The organism is Polaromonas sp. AER18D-145 (genome assembly GCF_002379095.1).
Taxonomy (GTDB): domain Bacteria; phylum Pseudomonadota; class Gammaproteobacteria; order Burkholderiales; family Burkholderiaceae_C; genus Polaromonas.
Genome location: NZ_NBZV01000035.1, coordinates 24577 through 42796 on the forward strand (window position 1 = coordinate 24577; position 18220 = coordinate 42796).

The 18220-nt window shown below is 65.0% G+C and carries 13 protein-coding genes; 1 reads left to right on the plus strand and 12 read right to left on the minus strand.

Annotation, left to right across the window (positions count from 1 at the left end; all coding sequences use genetic code 11):
• Positions 1–62: 62 nt before the first annotated feature.
• The 6 genes from B7G52_RS16425 to B7G52_RS16450 all read right to left on the minus strand — a co-directional run bounded on the left by B7G52_RS16425 (position 63) and on the right by B7G52_RS16450 (position 8147).
• Positions 63–2969: a ribonucleoside-diphosphate reductase subunit alpha gene (locus tag B7G52_RS16425; RefSeq protein WP_096698625.1), complete on the minus strand. Its 2907-nt coding sequence runs from the start codon at positions 2967–2969 to the stop codon at positions 63–65.
• Positions 2970–3379: 410 nt separating this feature from the next.
• Positions 3380–3967 carry a 1,6-anhydro-N-acetylmuramyl-L-alanine amidase AmpD gene (gene ampD, locus B7G52_RS16430; RefSeq protein ID WP_240523496.1) on the minus strand — a complete coding sequence of 196 codons (588 nt, stop codon included), beginning with the start codon at positions 3965–3967 and terminating at the stop codon, positions 3380–3382.
• Positions 3954–5372, minus strand: coding sequence for a sigma-54 dependent transcriptional regulator (locus B7G52_RS16435; protein WP_096698627.1), 1419 nt, complete (start codon positions 5370–5372; stop codon positions 3954–3956). Before B7G52_RS16435 ends, ampD begins: the two co-directional genes overlap by 14 nt.
• Positions 5369–7114 carry an ATP-binding protein gene (locus B7G52_RS16440; protein ID WP_096698628.1) on the minus strand — a complete coding sequence of 582 codons (1746 nt, stop codon included), beginning with the start codon at positions 7112–7114 and terminating at the stop codon, positions 5369–5371. The genes B7G52_RS16435 and B7G52_RS16440 overlap by 4 nt, the downstream gene beginning before the upstream one ends.
• The gene (locus tag B7G52_RS16445) at positions 7114–7350 is read right to left on the minus strand and encodes a PP0621 family protein (RefSeq protein WP_096698629.1); all 237 of its coding nucleotides are present in this window, start codon (positions 7348–7350) and stop codon (positions 7114–7116) included. Before B7G52_RS16445 ends, B7G52_RS16440 begins: the two co-directional genes overlap by 1 nt.
• Positions 7347–8147: an inner membrane protein YpjD gene (locus B7G52_RS16450; protein WP_096698630.1), complete on the minus strand. Its 801-nt coding sequence runs from the start codon at positions 8145–8147 to the stop codon at positions 7347–7349. The genes B7G52_RS16445 and B7G52_RS16450 overlap by 4 nt, the downstream gene beginning before the upstream one ends.
• Positions 8148–8223: 76 nt before the next feature.
• Here B7G52_RS16450 and ffh point away from each other — a divergent pair, with 76 nt between their 5' ends.
• A complete protein-coding gene (gene ffh / locus B7G52_RS16455) occupies positions 8224–9582 on the plus strand; it encodes a signal recognition particle protein (RefSeq protein ID WP_096698631.1) in 1359 nt (452 codons plus the stop codon).
• Between the two features lie 102 nt (positions 9583–9684).
• Here ffh and mdoH read toward each other — a convergent pair whose 3' ends face one another.
• The 6 genes from mdoH to miaB all read right to left on the minus strand — a co-directional run bounded on the left by mdoH (position 9685) and on the right by miaB (position 18198).
• Positions 9685–11655: a glucans biosynthesis glucosyltransferase MdoH gene (gene mdoH / locus B7G52_RS16460; RefSeq protein WP_096698632.1), complete on the minus strand. Its 1971-nt coding sequence runs from the start codon at positions 11653–11655 to the stop codon at positions 9685–9687.
• Complete coding sequence (locus B7G52_RS16465) at positions 11631–13208, minus strand: glucan biosynthesis protein G (protein WP_096698633.1); 1578 nt, start codon at positions 13206–13208, stop codon at positions 11631–11633. The genes mdoH and B7G52_RS16465 overlap by 25 nt, the downstream gene beginning before the upstream one ends.
• A gap of 160 nt (positions 13209–13368) precedes the next feature.
• Positions 13369–14790 carry a sigma 54-interacting transcriptional regulator gene (locus B7G52_RS16470; protein ID WP_096698634.1) on the minus strand — a complete coding sequence of 474 codons (1422 nt, stop codon included), beginning with the start codon at positions 14788–14790 and terminating at the stop codon, positions 13369–13371.
• Positions 14787–15410, minus strand: a complete 624-nt coding sequence (locus B7G52_RS16475; RefSeq protein WP_240523497.1) for a hypothetical protein — start codon at positions 15408–15410, stop codon at positions 14787–14789. Before B7G52_RS16475 ends, B7G52_RS16470 begins: the two co-directional genes overlap by 4 nt.
• Positions 15394–16815, minus strand: coding sequence for a sensor histidine kinase KdpD (locus B7G52_RS16480; protein ID WP_096698635.1), 1422 nt, complete (start codon positions 16813–16815; stop codon positions 15394–15396). Before B7G52_RS16480 ends, B7G52_RS16475 begins: the two co-directional genes overlap by 17 nt.
• Positions 16816–16851: 36 nt before the next feature.
• Complete coding sequence (gene miaB / locus B7G52_RS16485; RefSeq protein WP_096698636.1) at positions 16852–18198, minus strand: tRNA (N6-isopentenyl adenosine(37)-C2)-methylthiotransferase MiaB; 1347 nt, start codon at positions 18196–18198, stop codon at positions 16852–16854.
• Positions 18199–18220: the final 22 nt, after the last annotated feature.

Genomic DNA, 18220 nt, shown 5'->3' on the forward strand with positions numbered 1-18220 from the left:
TTAGTGTTGCTCAATTACATCGAATCAGGCGCCGGATTTTTCCGGCGCCGTGATCCGTTTTTTTATTGGCAGGCCTCACATCCTGGATCGTCGATCGCGCAAAACTTGATGTCCGTCGCAGGTGATGCGTTCATCTGCGCCTGCGCTGTGGCTGCTGCCGCATCGAGTGCGTTCATGCTGCCGGTGTCATCGGTGTTGCCGGAAGCCACGGCATTCATCTTGCCGGCTTTCACGGTGGACTTTTCTGCATGCGTCGCGCTCATGGTGCGCAGGTAGTAGGTGGTCTTCAGGCCGCGCAGCCATGCGAGCTTGTAGGTGTCGTCGAGCTTCTTGCCCGAGGCGCCGGCCATGTAGATGTTGAGCGACTGCGCCTGGTCGATCCACTTCTGGCGGCGCGACGCGGCTTCAACCAGCCAGGTCGCGTCGACTTCGAACGCCGTGGCGTACAGCGCCTTGATGTCCTGCGGCACGCGGTCGATGGGACGCAGCGAGCCGTCAAAGTGTTTGAGGTCCACCACCATCACGTCGTCCCACAAACCCAGGCGCTTGAGGTCGCGCACCAGGTAGTGGTTGATGACCGTGAATTCGCCGGACAGGTTGGACTTGACCGAGAGGTTGCCGAAGCAGGGCTCGATGCAGGCATCCACGCCGATGATGTTGGAGATGGTGGCGGTCGGGGCGATAGCCACACAGTTGGAGTTGCGCATGCCGTCCAGAGCGATCTTCTGGCGCAGCGCGTCCCAGTCCAGCGTCGCCGAGCGATCCACTTCCAGATAGCCGCCGCGCTGCTTGGCCAGCAGGTCCAGCGTGTCCAGCGGCAGGATGCCCTGGTCCCAGAGCGAGCCCTTGTAGCTGGTGTACTTGCCGCGCTCTTTGGCCAGTTCGGTCGAGGCCCAGTAGGCGTGGTAACACACCGCTTCCATGGACTTGTCGGCAAACTCGACCGCAGCATCCGACGCATACGGGATGCGCAGCTCGTACAGGCAGTCCTGGAAACCCATGATGCCCAGGCCGACCGGACGGTGGCGCATGTTGGAGTCGCGTGCCTTCTTGACGGCGTAGTAATTGATGTCGATCACGTTGTCCAGCATGCGCATGGCCGTGGTGATGGTCTTCTTGAGCTTCTCGTGGTCCACCGCGCCATCTTTCAGGTGCTGGACCAGGTTCACGGAGCCGAGGTTGCAGACCGCGGTTTCGGTGTCGCTGGTGTTGAGCGTGATCTCGGTGCACAGGTTGGACGAATGCACGACGCCGGCGTGTTGCTGGGGCGAACGCACATTGCAGGCATCCTTGAAGGTGATCCAGGGATGGCCGGTCTCGAACAGCATCGACAGCATCTTGCGCCACATGTCGATGGCCTGCAGTTTGCGCGCCGGCTTGATCTCGCCGCGCTCGGCCTTGGCTTCGTAGGCGGTGTAGGCCTTTTCGAACTCGATGCCGAACTTGTCGTGCAGGTCGGGCGTGTCCGATGGCGAGAACAGCGTCCAGCTGCCTTTTTCCATCACGCGGCGCATGAACAGGTCGGGAATCCAGTTGGCGGTGTTCATGTCATGCGTGCGGCGGCGGTCGTCGCCGGTGTTCTTGCGCAGTTCCAGGAACTCCTCGATGTCCAGGTGCCAGGTTTCCAGGTAGGCGCAGACGGCGCCCTTGCGCTTGCCGCCCTGATTGACCGCCACGGCGGTGTCGTTGACGACTTTCAGGAACGGCACCACACCCTGGGACTCGCCGTTGGTGCCCTTGATGTGGGCGCCGAGTGCGCGCACCGGCGTCCAGTCGTTGCCCAGGCCGCCGGCGAACTTCGACAGCAGCGCGTTTTCCTTGATGGCATCGTAAATGCCGCCCAGGTCATCGGCGACCGTGGTCAGGTAGCAGGACGACAGCTGCGAACGCAGCGTGCCGGCATTGAACAGCGTGGGTGTGCTCGACATGAAGTCGAACGAGGACATGATTTCGTAGAACTCGATGGCACGGGCTTCGCGGTCGATCTCGTCGAGCGAAAGGCCCATGGCCACACGCATGAAAAAAGCCTGGGGCAGCTCGATGCGCTGCTTGCGCACGTGCAGGAAGTAGCGGTCGAACAGGGTCTGCAGGCCGAGGTAGTCAAATTTCAGGTCGCGCTCGGGCTTGAGCGCAGCGCCCAGGCGCTCCAGGTCAAACTGCTGCAGTCTTTCGTCGAGCAGTTCGTTGGCCACACCCTTGGCAATGAACTGGGGGAAGTACTCGGCGTACCGGGTGCCCATGTCTTCCTGGGTAACTTCCTCACCCAGCACTTCGCGGCGGATCGTGTGCAGCAGCAGGCGCGCGGTGGCGTAGGTGTAGTCCGGGTCTTTTTCGATCAGGGTGCGGGCCGCCAGGATGGACGCCTTGTAGACCTCGTCGATCGGCACACCGTCGTACAGGTTGCGCATGGTTTCCTGCACGATCGGGTCGGGCTTGATTTCGGCGCCCAGGCCGGCGCAGGAGGCCTCGATCAGCGCCTGCAGCTTGCCGATGTCCAGCGTCACCTTCTTGCCGCCGTCCAACACGTGCAGCTGCGGCGCCTGGGTGGCTGGCGTCTGCGGCTGGCGCGCGCGTTCCTGCGTGCGTTTCTCGCGGTACAGCACATAGGCGCGGGCAATCTCGTGGTGGCCGCCGCGCATCAGGCCGAGCTCGACCTGGTCCTGCACGTCTTCTATATGAAAGGTGCCGCCGCCCGGGCGTGAGCGCATCAGGGCGCGCATGACGGCCTGGGTCAGGCCGTCCACGGTTTCGCGCACGCTGGCCGAGGCCGCGCCCTGGGTGCCGTGCACCGCCAGAAAGGCCTTCATCATCGCCACAGCGATCTTGTTCGGCTCAAACGGAACCACCGCGCCGTTGCGGCGGATGATCTGGTAGTGGGCCAGGGAACTGGCGTGGGCGCTGCTGGCAGGGGACTGGTGTGCGGCAGGCGCACCGGCGGGAGTGGGGGCTGCGTGTTGGGCTGTTTGCATGTTTTCCTCGTTGTGCTTTGTTGTTGGTGAGTTCGATGTGATTCAGGACAGGAAGAAGGGCTGACGGTTGCCTGTGGCTGGCTTGGTGGCGGGCTTTCCTTGGGCTGTTGGGCACCTGAATCCATCCATCGGTATTAGGGCTAAGACACTATACCTAGGGTCTGGAGTGATTTCAAGCACTACAGGTAGTGTATCGGTCCTGAATCGCTGCGTCACGTTCCGCTTACTTTTTGTGGCTTTTTTTTGCAGGAAAAAATGCACAAGCTTGGGTCCTCATGGGCGCCCCGAAGCTCGGCATCCATCGGCCGGACGCGTGCCGATCACGTGTTCACGCGCCTTGCAAGGCGATCAGTGGGGTCGATGGTCGCGGAGGTTCACGCACGGCGCCCAAGCCGGCACCGCCAGGGTGGTCAGGGGTTTGCGGGAAAACACTTGGCCGGCAAGCCCAGCGAATCCTGCAGCCGCGACCATTCGAAGCCGGGGCCCGGGTCCTGCTTGCGGCCGGGTGCGATGTGTTCATGACCGGTCAGGTGCATGACCGGGTACTGACGCAGCAGCGCCGCGCAGACGCTGGCCAGGGTTTCGTACTGGGCGGATTCGAACCGCCCGCCTTCCAGGCCCTCGAGTTCGATGCCGATCGAGTCGTCGTTGCAGTTGTTTTTGCCGCGGTAGCCGGACTCCCCGGCATGCCAGGCGCGCGCATCACAGCTGACAAACTGCCAGAGTTCCCCGGACCGGGTGATGAAAAAATGGGAAGACACCTGCAAGCCGCGTATCGACTGAAAATAGGGATGGGCGTCCCAGTCGAGTTGGTTGGTGAACAGGCGTTGCACCTGGCCATTGCCAAATTCACCCGGTGGCAGGCTGATGGAGTGGATGACGATCAGGTCGATGCAAGCCGACGCAGGTCGCGGACCGAAGTTCGGCGAGGTCAGTGCCCTGGCGTAGCGGTACCAGCCTTGCTGCCACAGTGCGGACACGGCCTCAGGAGGGCTCATCGGCCGCTTCATCGCCCTGGGGCGTCACGATGTTCAGGCGGGCAATCCGGTAACGGATCTGGCGCAGGCTGATGCCCAGCTTGGCGGCGGCCGCCGTGCGGTTGAAGCCGGTTTCCTGCAGGACCTTGGACAGGATGTTGCGCTCCTGCCCGTCAAGAAAGTCCTGCAGGTTTTCCGGCACAGCGACATATTCGGCCGGCGGCGACTCGAGATGCAGGTCACCGCCTTCCCCGAGGGCAATGGCCCGGTGCAACAGGTTCTCGAGTTCCCTGACGTTGCCGTTGAAGGGGTGTTGTTGCAAGGTGGCCAGGACCTGGCCGGAGAGGTCCGGCATGTGAAAGCCCGACTCCCGGCAAATCCTTCCAAGCAGGTCCCGGCACAGGGCGGGCAGGTCCTCGCGGCGCTCACGCAGCGGCGGGACGCTGATTTCAATGACGTTGAGCCGGTAGTACAAATCCTGGCGGAAGGTGCCGGCCGCCACTGCGGCGGCCAGATCCTTGTGGGTGGCGCTGACAACGCGCACATCCACCGTGTCCTCCTGGGTGGAGCCCAGCGGACGGACGACCCGCTCCTGGATGGCACGCAGCAGCTTGGACTGCATCGCCAGCGGCAGGTCGCCAATCTCGTCCAGGAAAAGGGTGCCGCCTTTGGCCGACTGAAAATAACCGAGCCTGTCCTGTGCCGAGCCGGTGTAGGCGCCTTTGCGGGCCCCGAAAAATTCGGCTTCCAGCAGGTTTTCCGGAATGGCGCCGCAGTTGACGGCGACAAAGGGACCTGCCGCGCGATGGCTGCAGTCGTGCACGGCCCGCGCCACCAGTTCCTTGCCGGTGCCGGACTCGCCCTGGATCAGCACCGGTGCCATGCTGCTGGCAACCTTGACGATGCGGGCCTTGACCGCCTGCATCACGGCCGATTCGCCGACCAGGCGCTGCAGTGTCAGTGAGGCATCCGCGGGCCGGGCGGCCCTGGAGGCGGCTGTTCCGTCCTCGCTGCCGGGCCTGCTGCGCTCCTGGATGGCCGTGGTGCTCGCCGGGCCCTGGATGGCCGACGCCACCACGCCGCGAAACTGCTTGAGGTCCACCGGTTTGGTCAGGTAGTCAAATGCGCCGGCCTTCAGCGCTTCCACTGCATTTTCGGCGGACCCGTGGGCGGTGATGACCACGCAGCGTTCGGGACGTTGCTGGGCGACCATCTCCCGCAGCAGTTCCAGGCCCAGCCCGTCGGGCAGGCGCATGTCGGTGATCACGGCATCAAAGCGTTTTTGCTGCAGCTGGGCGCGCGCCTGCGCCAGGTCGGCAGCGGCCTCGACCCGGTAGCCTTCGCGCAGCAGGGTCAGCTCGTAGAGGGTGCGCAGGTCGGGCTCATCGTCAATCACCAGTATGTGCGCTTGCGTCGGGAGAGTCATGGTGTTCCCTGGATGTCAGACCACATTGTGTCAAAACCCGTCTGGGACAAAGTTTGCGCGGCGACGGCTGGCCGGAAGAGGACAAAAAACTCGTTGCCTTCCACCGCGTTGTGGACGGCCCGCTGGTAGCCTATGAGTGCACCATGACGTTCGCAGAGCTCCCTGCATATATACAGGCCCAGCCCGCTGGAGCGGCTCTCTGAAGAGAAAAACGGCTCGAACAGATGCGACTGCACCGTTTTTTCGAGCGGTTGTCCGTCGCTCCAGACCGACAGCCGGGGCTGCCCGGTGGCGGTGATTTCGGTGGTGACCTGTATCGCATCGCCTGCAGCGCTGGCATAACGCAGGGCGTTGTCCAGCAGGTTGACCATCAGGCGCCGCAGGTGCTCGCTCTCGAACAACACGCCAGTCCGGCCGGCGCCTGCGCGCAGGCGCAGACGCTGGCCCGATGCTGTTTGCTGTGTCCAGTCCGAGCAGATGCGCTGCACCATGTCATCGAGCGGCAGGGCGCTTGTCTGCACCTGGGGAGCCTGCTCCTGAACGCGGGAGATGTTGAGGATTTCCTCGACGATCCTGGCCAGCCGCTGCGCGTTCTGGCTGACCATGCCTGTGAGCTGTCGCTGTCCGGGGTCCTGCAGGTCTTCTTCCAGCAGGGCATTGGCTTGCGTGATGGCCGCCAGCGGGTTCCTGATTTCATGGGCCACCGCGGCCGACATGCGCCCCATGGCCGCCATTTTTTCGGTGCGCACCCTGGCTTCCATTTCCCGCAAGTCTTCCAGGAACATCACGCACAGGCTCTCGTGCGAGCCGTCGCGCGAAGCGGCCAGCCGGGTACGCACCTGCAGGCGACGGGCGTGGCGCGAGGCATGCTCCAGGCTCACATCGGCCTGCTGCGGCTTGCGCTGCTCAAACGTCAGCTGTGCCAGCGCTGTCAGTGGTTGCCAGGCCGTCTCGGCGGCCAGCACAAAGGGGGCGGCGCGCGCCGCGTCCTGGATGGCCAGCAAACGCAGGGCGGCGGGGTTGGCCGCGCGCACGATGCCTTTGGTATCGATCACGAGCACGCCGTCGACCAGCGTGTCGATCACCAGTTCATTGACCTGGGTCTGCATGCGTGCGGCCGAGTGGCTGCGTTCTGCCCGCTTTTGTTCCCGCGACAGGCGCAGGGCCAGCTGGTTGGCCAGCAGGGCAATGATGAAAAAGCCCGAACCGCTCAGACCGGCCTGCAGAAAGCGCGCCGTGGCGTCGCCCGGCAATTGCAGCGAGGCCCACCAGGCATCGGCCAGCAGCAGCAGCGCCACGCTGGCGGCGGTACCGAGGGCCAGCAGGATGGGGCCCAGCACGGAAGCCAGCAGCACCGGCAGCGCGAACAGCGCCGTGTAGTTGATCGCTCCTGATTGCAGGAAATTGAGCGCCGAAAACGCCAGCACATCGACGCCGACCGTGGAGAGCCACTGGGCGTCGAAGGTACTCCCCGGTGGTTTCGGATGGGCCCAGACACGGACGACGAGCGCTGCAACAAAATAGGCCATGCACAGTGCGATCATGGCCTTGCCGACGGGCTGGCCCAGCGCATAAATGGAGGCTTGCAATGCAAGCAGCACACTGGCCAGCGTCACGCGCGCCGCCATGAACGCCCGCCACAGCCGGCCGAAGGACTCGCCGCCGGCGTCCGATTCCCAGACGCCGGATTTTTCTGCCGGTCCGAACCAGGAATTTCCGGAGTCCGGCGCCGCCCTGGTCATCAACCCTCGGCCTGGCGGCGATGCGCGTCGTTGCAGTAAAACCCCTTGCCGCCGGGCAGGGCGTCCGAACGGGGCAGATGCACGGCGCAGACGGCGCAGGCCACGACTTCGGTGGCCGGCTTGCCGGGTCGGCCGGCCGGCGGCGCGGGGGGCCGACCCGGCTGTCCGGTGCGCCGGTTGCTCCGCCAGAGCCAGAGGACCACCAGCGCCAGCACAATCACCAACAGGTATTTCATACGCGCTTCAAAATGACTTCAAGGACAAAACGCGAGCCCACATAACCGAGCAGCAGCAGACCCGAGCCCAGATACAGCACCCGCACCGCCTGCCGCCCGCGCCAGCCCAGGCGTGCCCGGCCGACCAGCAGGCCGGCGAAGGTGATCCAGGCCAGCACCGAGAAAATGGTCTTGTGGTTCCATTGTCCCGCCAGGCCCGGGCCGTACAGGGTTTCGGCAAACAGCCAGCCCACCAGCAGCGTGGCCGTCAGCAACACAAAACCGGCCTGTACAAAACGAAAGGTCAGCCGTTCCAGGGTCAGCAGAGGCACGCCGGTGTCGGGCTGCGTGGCAGAACGGATGGAGCGCTCGGAACGGTTCATCAGCCAGCCATGCACCACGGCGGCGGCAAACAGGCCGTAGGACGCAATACCGAGTGCCCAGTGCAAAGGCAGCCAGGGCGATGCAATCACGTGGTAGCTGGTACCGGGAAATACCACCGCCAGCAGGACGGCGGCGCTGCCCAGGCCGGCCAGCGTCCAGCGTGCCTTGAGCTGCGGAAACAGCCGGCTTTCCACCGCGTACACGCTCAGCACCAGCCAGACGGTCATGGACAGGGCCGGTGCAAACCCGAACCGCGGCGGTTCGCCGAGCAGTCCCTCGGCCAGGGCGAGCGCGTGCAGCAGCCAGGCCAGCAGAAGCACGCCACGCGTGGTGGTTTCGCTCAAACGCGCGGTGGCCAGCGCCAGGATGGCATAGGCCAGCGCGGCGCCGATGGCCGTGGCCAGACCCCACCAGGCGCTCAAAGTTAAAATCATGGCTACAGTTTAGCTTCTGCGCCAGACGCCTGGTCCTTCTTTCACTTCCTTTTCGCTCCAGTTGTGGAGCTTATTCATGGCCTCTGCCCTTACCGACAAACTATCCCGCCTCGTCCAGGAAATGCGCGGCCAGGCCCGCATCACCGAATCCAATGTGCAGGACATGCTGCGCGAGGTGCGCATGGCGCTGCTCGAAGCCGACGTGGCGTTGCCCGTGGTGCGCGACTTCATTGCCCGCGTCAAGGAGAAGGCGCTGGGCCAGGAGGTGATGAGTTCGCTGTCGCCGGGGCAGGTGCTGGTCAGCATCGTCAACCGGGAACTGGCCGCGACCATGGGCGAGGGCGTCAGCGACATCAACCTGGCGGCCCAGCCGCCGGCGGTGATCCTGATGGCCGGTCTGCAGGGCGCGGGCAAGACCACGACCACCGCCAAGCTGGCCAAACACCTGATCGAAAAACGCAAGAAGAAGGTGCTGACGGTCTCGGGCGACGTGTACCGCCCGGCAGCCATCGAGCAGCTCAAGACCGTCACGAAGCAGGCCGGCGCCGAATGGTTTCCGAGCACGGCCGACCAGAAGCCGGTGGACATCGCGCTGGCCGCGCTCGACTACGCGCGCAAGCATTTCTTCGATGTGCTGCTGGTCGACACCGCCGGCCGCCTGGCGATCGACGAAGCACTGATGGCCGAGATCAAGGCACTGCATGCGGCGCTGAACCCGGTTGAAACCCTGTTTGTCGTGGACGCGATGCAGGGCCAGGACGCGATCAACACGGCCAAGGCCTTCAAGGAAGCGCTGCCGCTGACCGGCATCATCCTGACCAAGACTGACGGCGACTCGCGCGGCGGCGCGGCATTGAGCGTGCGGCAGATCACCGGCGCACCGATCAAGTTTTCGGGCACCAGCGAAAAAATCGACGGGCTGGAAGTCTTCGATGCCCAGCGCCACGCGGGCCGCATTCTCGGCATGGGCGACATCGTCGCGCTGGTCGAGCAGGTCACGGCCGGCGTGGACATGGCGGCGGCGCAAAAGCTTGCCGCCAAGATGAAGGCCGGCAGCGGCTTCGACCTCAACGACTTTTTAAGCCAACTGCAGCAGATGAAAAGCATGGGCGGCCTGTCCAGCCTGCTCGACAAGCTGCCGGCGCAGATGGCGGCCAAGGCCGGCCAGGTCGACATGGACAAGGCCGAAAAAGACATCCGCCGCAAGGAAGGCATCATCCAGAGCATGACGCCGCTGGAGCGCCGCAAGCCCGAACTGATCAAGGCCACGCGCAAGCGCCGCATTGCCGCGGGCTCAGGTGTGCAGGTTCAGGAGGTCAACCGCCTGCTCAACGAGTTCGAGCAGATGCAGACCATGATGAAAAAGATGAAGGGCGGCGGCATGATGAAAATGATGAAGCGCATGGGCGGCATGAAGGGCATGCCGAAGTTCTGAGGTACACCTCGGTTCTTCATGAAAAATGCCATTTACCCAATAAGAACGGGCGCTATCAGCTATCAAAAAGATAGCTGATAGCGCCCGTTTGCTTTCACTGGCCTAAATGGCCCTGAGCCGTGGCCGCACCTGCTGGCTGGCATGCAGCCAGGCGCGACGCAAAACAGCCGGTGATTTTGTTTCTTCGGGAATCAGCAGATAGTTGTTGGTGCGCATGGCCATCCCTACGCCGACCTTGCTGGTCAGCACGGTCATCGGGATGGCCAGCAGCAAGGGCAGACCGACCGGCAGCAGCCAGACCAGCGCGCTGGCGTCAATCAGCGTGATGCCGGCGGCGAGCAGCACAATCACTGCGCTCATGGGGGCCAGCTGCTGCAGGGCAACACGCCAGGGTACGGCCGCCGCTTCGCGCGGAGGCGACTTCCATTCCAGCTTGAGCCCGGTCAGCGCGACCAGCACAAACAGCGAGTGCGCCAGCATGCGGATCGGCGCCTGCAGCAGGGCGATCAGCGTTTCCAGCAGGGCGCTGCGCAGCAGGCTGGCGGTGCCGCCGTAGGCCTGCTGCTGGCGGTTGATCAGTACCGCAGCAATGCCCAGCAGGCGCGGCAAAAACAGCATGGACAAGGTCCATGCCCACAAGGTCAGCAGTTCACCAGGCAGCAGCGCCCAGTCGCTGACCATGGGTGTGCCGGAGAGCCACAGCGCCGTTCCCAGCGTCAGGAAACACAGCCACAACGGTGCCGAGAGGTAGGCCATGGCACCCGTGCCGAACATCGAACGGTGCACCGGGTGAATGCCGGGCTCGGCGATCAAGCGCGAGTTTTGCAGGTTGCCCTGGCACCAGCGGCGATCGCGCTGCAGTTCGGCCAGCAGGTCGGGCGGCTGCTGTTCATAGCTGCCCACCAAGTCGGCCACCAGCCAGACGTGGTAACCGGCACGGCGCATCAGCGCGGCTTCCACAAAGTCGTGCGACATGATGCTGCCCGACATGCCGCCCGAGCCTTTGATATGCGCCAGCGCGCAGTGCTGCATGAAAGGCGCGATCCGGATGATGGCGTTGTGGCCCCAGTAGTGCGACTCGCCCATCTGCCAGAACTGCATGCCCAGCGTGAACAGGCGGCCCGTCACGCGCGAGGCGAATTGCTGCGCGCGCGCGTGCAGCGTCACATGGCCGATGGCCTGGGTGGCGGTCTGGATGATGCCGGCGGTCGGGTTGGCTTCCATCAGCTTGACCATGGCCACCAGGCAGTCACCGCTCATCACGCTGTCGGCATCAAGCACCACCATGTAGCGGTAGTCCTTGCCCCAGCGGCGGCAGAAGTCGGCCACGTTGCCGGCCTTGCGGTCGGTGCGGCGCTTGCGCAGTCGGTAGTAGACCTCGATCCGGGGCTGGTCGGGCTGGGCGGCCAACTGGGTGCGCAGGTCTTCCCAGGCGGCGCGTTCGGCCTTCTGGGTGGCCGGGTTGCTGGTGTCGGACAGCACAAACACGTCGAAGGCTTTCACATGGCCGGTCGCTGCGACGGATTCGCAGGTGGCACGCAGGCCCGCGAACACGGTGCGCACATCCTCGTTGCAGATCGGCATGATGATCGCCGTCCTCGTTGCGTCGTCCAGCGCATGGTGCTGGACGTTTTTCGCCGACAGGGCATGTTTGTCGCCGCGTATCGTCACGTAAAACCCCATCATCGCGGTCATGAACCCGGTGACCACCCAAGCGGACAGCAGCGCAAACAGCACGAGCTGGCCATACTGCAGCCAGGCACTGTCGTAGGCGGGCTGCATGTCGGCAAACAGGCTGGTGGCCAGCACGGTGCTGAGCAGCGTCAGCAGCACGAAGACGGCCCGGCGCCGCGCAGCAGCCTGTTGCCAGGGTGCGCGTGCCGGGAGGGGGGCAGGATGGACCTGCCTGGACCGCGCCAAGCCCAGCGCGGCCGTGCCCAGGCTGTTCCAGAAACCACGCCAGGGGCGCGGCACCATCGATCCGCGGTGTAGCGGCGGCGCGGTGACCGAGTTCGGATGACGTTCTTCGCGCAGCAGGCTGCGGGGGGTCAGGGTGTGATCAGGTTGGTCCATGTTTCAGTCAGGGTGTGGGTGTTATGTTGGAGAAAGGCGCGCAGCTCGATGGGCTGGGCGCTCTGGTTGGCAGGGGCGGCGAGGCGCTGCACACGCAGGCTCATGCGCCAGGTGCCTGTGGCCGGGTTGCGGTAAGCGATGCTTTCGACGACACGGGCGTTGCTGCTGGCCGTGGTGATGGCCGCCACCCTGGCGCCCTCGGGCAGCGCGTCCAGGGCCGGCCCGGCAAAGTCGATGACAAACTGTGTCTGCTGGCCCAAGGCCTCGGCGCTGAGCTTGCTGTAGCCGGTGCCGCGGCGCGACTGGGTGACCCAGCCGTTGGGCGGGCGTTGCTGGTTGTTGCCCTGCCAGCCAATCTTCCACGCGAGGTTCAACGACTCGCCGGGGGCAGGCATTTTTTCCGGCACCCAGTAGGCGGCCACGTTGTCATGGGTTTCATCCGGCGTCGCAAACTGCAGCAGCTCGACGCGGCCCGCGCCCCAGTCGCCCAGCGGGGTCACCCAGGCGCTGGGCCGCAGTTCGTACCGGGCTTCGGTGTCTTCGTAGCTGGAGAAGGCGCGGTCACGCTGCATCAGGCCAAAACCCTTGAGGCTTTTCATGCTGAAAGAGGTCACCAGCGGGGCCGCCGGGTTCTGCAGCGGACGCCACAGCCATTCGCCTTCCCCGGTGGCAACCATCAGGCCGTCGGAGTCATGCACTTCGGGCCGGAAGTCGCCCGCGCGGGGCTGGTTTTCACCGAAGAAAAACATGCTGGTCAGCGGCGCCACACCCAGGGTGGCGACGCGGGGGCCGGCGCCTGCGCGCATGAAGATACGGGCATGCACCTCGGTGACGGTCTCTTCGCCCGGACGAATGTCAAAGCGGTAAGCGCCGGTCATTCGCGCCGAATCCAGCAGGGCATAGACCGTGACCTGCTTCGCATCGGGGGCCGGCTTTTCGAGCCAGAAATCGGTGAAACGCGGAAACTCTTCCTGCTTCGCGCCCGTGGGGTCCACTGCCAGGCCGCGGGCCGACAGGCCGTAACGCTGGCCGGCACCCAGGGCGCGGAAGTAGCTGGCGCCCAGAAAGGCAATCAACTCATCCTTGTAGGCGGGCGAGTTGAGCGAGGTGTGGAGGCGGAACCCGGCATGGCCGATGTCCCCCCAGCGTGCCGGATTCAGCTGGTTCTTGCCGTAGCTGAAGTCGTCGGCGCTGTAGCGCAGGAGCTTGTTGCCCTGGGCAGACAACTCGTGGATGTGCACAGCTTCGGTCTGCCGGCCGACGTGGAAAAATTTGGCTTCGTAGGGCAGCTGGTCGGCGCGCCACAAGGCCTTGTCATCCTTGAAACGGATGTCACGCAAACCGTCGTAGTCCAGGGCCGCCAGTTCGGCGGGAATAGCGGCACGTGGTTGCTGGTAAGGGGTTTGCGCACGTTTTTGCGCCAGGGCGGCTACGTCGTCCAGGGTCCAGGCATGGGCACTGGCCAGTGCTGCACACAGGCCCAGGAGGGCAAAAAAGCGTGCTGGCAGTGCGTGCAGGAAAGGCGCGGTAAAACGGGAGAAAACAGCTTGCATGGGTTGACTAGGGCAAACCCTGTGCCAGCCTGGAAAAGTTGTTTTAAATCAACGGTTTGAACGGATTTCACGGATGAATCGTGGATCCCGACCGTAAAAGAGGCGGATGGACCCCTGTTTTTGTCGCCTCGGGGCGACAACTATCCCCGGGGTGAGGAATTTAGTATTTGGAATCAGGGACTTGGCCCTGTCGCTCGTCGGCGACAGGATCAGAGGAAGAATGCGCTGGGTCGATTTTGAAGTGGCCCGGTGTCAGCTTGTGCTTTTGCAGCAGGCGGTAAAACTCGGTGCGGTTGCGGTCGGCCAGCCGGGCGGCATCGGCTACGTTGCCGTCGGTCAGCTTGAGCAGGCCGACCAGGTACTCGTGCTCGAAACGCTGGCGTGCTTCGGCCAGGGTGAGCACCTGCACACTTGGCGAGCGCAGTGCGCGCTGAATCAGGGTCAGGGGGATCAGCGGTGTGCTGGCCAGCGCGCACACCTGTTCGACCACGTTGTAAAGCTGGCGCACGTTGCCCGGCCAGGCGGCCGTGTTCAGGGCCTTGATCGCTTCCGGCGCAAAGCCGCTCAGGCGCTTGCCGTATTTTCCGGCCAGCTTGACGAGAAAATGATTGGCCAGCAGCGCGATGTCTTCGCGCCGTTCGGACAGGGGGGGCAGGGTCAGCGTGACCACATTGAGCCGGTAATACAAGTCGGTGCGGAACTGGCCTTCGGCCATGGCCGCTTCGAGGTCCCGGTGGGTTGCCGAAAGAATGCGCACATCGACCGGGATGGACTGGCTGGACCCCAGCGGACGGACGGTGCGCTCCTGCAGCACCCGCAGCAGCTTGACCTGCAGGGCCAGCGGCATGTCTCCGATTTCATCGAGCAGCAGGGTGCCGCCCTCGGCGGCTTGGAACAATCCCTTGTGGTTGGCCGAGGCATCGGTGAAGGCGCCCTTGACGTGGCCAAAAAGTTCGGACTCGAGCAGGGCTTCGGGAATGGCGCCGCAGTTCACGGCGATGAACGGGCGGGCGGCACGCGGGCTGGCCTGGTGAATCGCCTGGGCCAGCAGTTCCTTGCCGGTGCCGCTTTCGCCGCGCAGCATCACGCTGGCGTCCGACTGGGCCACCATGCGCGCCTCGGCCAGGGTTTCGGCCATGCGGCTGGAACGGCTGATGAAACCGCTTTGCCAGGCCGGCGACTGGCCGGCCGGGACGGACGGCACCGGCGCGCTCAGCGACAGGGCCTGGGCGATCTTGTCGAGCAGGCCCTTGCCGTCAAACGGCTTGGTCAGGTAGGTGAACACGCCGCGTTCGGTGGCCTCCACCGCATCGGGAATCGTGCCGTGGGCCGTCAGCAGAATCACCGGCAGCGAGGGGTGCTGGCTGCGGATCTCGTCAAACAGCGCCAGGCCGTCCTTGCCGGGCAGGCGCACGTCGCTGAGCACCAGCTGCGGGCGCTCGATCTCGAGTTGGCTCAGGGCGGCTTCGGCCGAACTCACGGCGCTGACGCGGTAACCCGCCGCCGTCAGCCGCATGGTCAGCAGGCGCAGCATGTCGGCGTCGTCGTCGACGACCAGCAGGTGGGCATTTTGGCTTGTCATGGGCTTGGTGGCCTGCGGCCGCGGGGGGACGATGCCGGGGCCGCCGCAGGGCGGCTGCTCAGGCTGCGTTCGATTTCCTTGAGGGCGTCGAGTTTGTCCTGGGTCTGTTCGAGGCGGCGCTGCAGCTCGCGCAGTTGCTGGTTCTGCCGGTCCAGTTGCTCTTCGGCCCGCCGCTGCTCGGCAAAACGTGCGGCCAGCAGGCGCGCCAGGGCATGCAACGGCCGGGCCTCCTCGCTGGTGTTGGCCAGGGCGCGCTGCAGCAGGTCCTGCGCGCGCACCAGATCGGGGAGCTGCCGGGTCTGGCTCAGCGTGAGGGCCAGACGCAGCTGGTCGCCCGCTGACGCAGCGTTGCCCAGCCGGGTGATTTCCTGGGCCAGTTCGGAGCCGGGCAGGCCGCGCAGCCGATCGGCGTAGGCCAGCAGGGGGGTGACGGCGTCTGCCTCCGAAGGCGCGGCGTTGGCCGGCGCTGGCGGCGCTGCAGGGGCCGGTTTCGTCACGGTCGGCTCCGGCCCGGCCGGCGCAGCGGCAGGCACGGTGCAGCCGGCCGCCAGGCTGAGGGCCAGCGTCCAGGGCAGGGCGCGGCAGAAAACGGGGCCGAAGGCCTCAAGACTTGAAAGCATGGGGAAGTTCTATCCTGAAATGTGCACCCGGGCCGTCCGGCAGCAACTGCACCCGGCCCCCATGGGCAGCAATGTACTCGTGAACGATGGACAGCCCGATGCCGCTGCCGCGCACCACTTGCGGGGGCTGTCGTTCGCCGCGGTAAAAGGGTTCAAAAATGCGTGCCTGGTCGTCGTAGGCGATGCCGGGGCCTTCGTCGTCCATGTCGATGTGCACGACGTCGGCGAACTGGCTCAGCCGGATGCGTATCCTGCCCCCGGCCGGAGAAAAACGGATGGCGTTGGACAGCAGGTTGGCGATGGCGGTTCCCAGCTTGTCGCGGTCCACCTCGGCCTGCAGCGCCGGACCCTCGACGCTGACCTGCAGATCGCGCGCGCGCCACTGCAGGCGCTGGCCTTCCACCTGTTCTTCAATGAGCTGCAGCAGGTCGGTTTTTTCCCGGCGCAACTGGCGGGCCTCGAAGGCTGCAGCGTTAAAGCGCAGCAGGTCCTCGATCTGGCCCTGCAGCAAGCCGGTGTTGTGGCGCAGGATTTTGGCCACTTCCCGCTGGTTGGCGCTGAGCTCGCCGGCCACGCCGTCTTCAAGCAGCGACACGCCCTCGCGCAGCGACGCCAGCGGGGTTTTGAGTTCGTGCGAGACATGGCGCAAAAACCGCGACTTGTCGGCGTCCAGTTCCACCAGCCGCAGCCGCAGCCATTCCAGCCGTTGTCCGACCAGTTGCAAGTCGGCCGGGCCGTCGATGCGGATGGCCTCGTCCAGGCGGTTTTCGCCGAGGCCGATGATGGCCTTTTCCAGGCGGTTGAGCGGACGCGTGAGCCAGATGCCGAATGCCAGCGCCATCAGGACGGCCAGCGCGATCGCGCCCAGGACCTGTTGTGTCAATTGCCGGCGGCGGTTTTCCAGCGTGTCGAGCAGGCTGCGGTTTTGCCTGGCAATGGTTTGCCGGACCTGCTGCGCAATGGCTGCGTTGATGCGGTCCAGTTCGCGGAATTCCTGCGCGACCTGCCGGTCCCGGTCGAGCGCGGTATCGGGCGAGCCGGACAGCAGCGTAGTGACGGCCTGCAGGTGGTTCTTCCAGTCGGTGACCAGGGCAGCGGGCACGTTTTGCGGACCCAGCCGCGCCAGCACGGTTCTGGCATCGGCGGCGGCCTCGTCGAAGCGCTCGCGCAGCACACGGTCGGACAGCACCAGTGACTGGCGCGCGGTGCGTTCCATCGCCACGCTGCGTTCGTCCAGGGACTGGGCGGCCGCACTGAGGTCGAGCGCGCGCACCGCGCCGTCGCGGCTTTGCATCGTGAGTTGCTCCAGCGTGAACACGGCGCGCAGCGAGGCGGCCGCCAGCAGGCCGGCAATCAGCAAAAAGGCGGCCACCAGCAGCTGGCGGAAGGAAACGCGCTCAAGCATGGGGGGTCCTTGCCGGCGGGGGTACTGCGCGTGGGTTCAAACGGTCAGGGCGGGCTCTTCATGGTGCAGCACTTCGCCGCGCAGGGAGCGTTGTGAGGCTTCGGTGATGGTCACGTCCACCATCTGGCCGATCAGCCGGGGCTGGCCCCTGAAGTTGACAACGCGGTTGCATTCGGTGCGGCCCATCAGCTCGGTCGGGTCCTTGCGGGACGCCCCTTCGACGAGGATGCGCTGCACCGTGCCTTGGCGGCTGGCGCTGATGGCGCGCACGCTGTCGTCGATGGCGGCCTGCAGGCGCTGCAGCCGCGCGAGCTTGACCTCGTGCGGCGTATCGTCGGGCAGGTTGGCTGCGGGCGTGCCGGGCCGCGGGCTGAAGATGAAGCTGAACGAGGTGTCGTAGCCGACGTCGTCGATCAGCTTCATCATCTTGCCGAAGTCGTCCTCGGTCTCGCCGGGAAACCCGACGATGAAGTCGCTGCTCATGGCCAGGTCGGGGCGGATCGCGCGCAGTTTGCGGATGGTGCTTTTGTATTCCATCGCCGTGTAGCCGCGTTTCATGGCCATCAGGATGCGGTCGGAACCGTGCTGCACCGGCAGGTGCAGGTGGTTTACCAGCTTGGGCAGCTTGCCATAGGCATCGATCAGGCGTTGGGTGAACTCATTGGGGTGGCTGGTGACATAACGGATGCGCTCGATGCCGGGAATGTCGGAGACGTATTCGAGCAGGGTGGCGAAATCAGCGATGTCGGCGGTGTTGCCCATGGGCCCGCGGTAGGCGTTGACGTTTTGCCCCAGCAGCGTGACTTCACGCACGCCCTGGTCGGCCAGGCCCGCCACTTCCACCAGCACGTCCTCGAACGGGCGCGAGACTTCCTCGCCGCGCGTGTAGGGCACGACGCAGTAGCTGCAGTATTTGGAGCAGCCTTCCATGATGCTGACAAAGGCGCTGGGGCCTTCCACGCGGGCCGGCGGCAGGTGGTCGAATTTTTCAATCTCGGGAAAGCTGATGTCCACCTGCGATTTGCCCAGGCTGATGCGCCTGGCCAGCAGGTCGGGCAGGCGGTGCAGGGTCTGCGGGCCGAACACCACATCGACATACGGCGCGCGCTCGATGATGGCGTCGCCCTCCTGGCTGGCCACGCAGCCGCCGACGCCGATCAGCACGCCCTTTTTCTTCAGGTGTTTGACGCGCCCGAGGTCGCTGAACACCTTTTCCTGCGCCTTTTCGCGCACCGAGCAGGTGTTGAACAGGATCAGGTCGGCCTCGTCCACATTGCTGGTGGGCTCGTAACCTTCGGCGGCGTGCAGCACGTCGGACATCTTGTCCGAGTCGTACTCGTTCATCTGGCAGCCGAAGGTTTTGATAAAGACTTTTTTGCTCATGGATTTGCTATCAAAATGGGAG

Bases quoted from the DNA above. Each gene is read 5' to 3' on its own strand.
- B7G52_RS16465 (WP_096698633.1), bottom strand. From the start codon at position 13,208: ATGCAAGCTGTTTTCTCCCGTTTTACCGCGCCTTTCCTGCACGCACTG.
- miaB (WP_096698636.1), bottom strand. From the start codon at position 18,198: ATGAGCAAAAAAGTCTTTATCAAAACCTTCGGCTGCCAGATGAACGAG.
- ffh (WP_096698631.1), top strand. From the start codon at position 8,224: ATGGCCTCTGCCCTTACCGACAAACTATCCCGCCTCGTCCAGGAAATG.
- B7G52_RS16440 (WP_096698628.1), bottom strand. From the start codon at position 7,114: ATGACCAGGGCGGCGCCGGACTCCGGAAATTCCTGGTTCGGACCGGCA.
- B7G52_RS16480 (WP_096698635.1), bottom strand. From the start codon at position 16,815: ATGCTTGAGCGCGTTTCCTTCCGCCAGCTGCTGGTGGCCGCCTTTTTG.
- B7G52_RS16445 (WP_096698629.1), bottom strand. From the start codon at position 7,350: ATGAAATACCTGTTGGTGATTGTGCTGGCGCTGGTGGTCCTCTGGCTC.
- B7G52_RS16425 (WP_096698625.1), bottom strand. From the start codon at position 2,969: ATGCAAACAGCCCAACACGCAGCCCCCACTCCCGCCGGTGCGCCTGCC.
- B7G52_RS16435 (WP_096698627.1), bottom strand. From the start codon at position 5,372: ATGACTCTCCCGACGCAAGCGCACATACTGGTGATTGACGATGAGCCC.
- ampD (WP_240523496.1), bottom strand. From the start codon at position 3,967: ATGAGCCCTCCTGAGGCCGTGTCCGCACTGTGGCAGCAAGGCTGGTAC.
- B7G52_RS16475 (WP_240523497.1), bottom strand. From the start codon at position 15,410: ATGCTTTCAAGTCTTGAGGCCTTCGGCCCCGTTTTCTGCCGCGCCCTG.
- mdoH (WP_096698632.1), bottom strand. From the start codon at position 11,655: ATGGACCAACCTGATCACACCCTGACCCCCCGCAGCCTGCTGCGCGAA.
- B7G52_RS16450 (WP_096698630.1), bottom strand. From the start codon at position 8,147: ATGATTTTAACTTTGAGCGCCTGGTGGGGTCTGGCCACGGCCATCGGC.
- B7G52_RS16470 (WP_096698634.1), bottom strand. From the start codon at position 14,790: ATGACAAGCCAAAATGCCCACCTGCTGGTCGTCGACGACGACGCCGAC.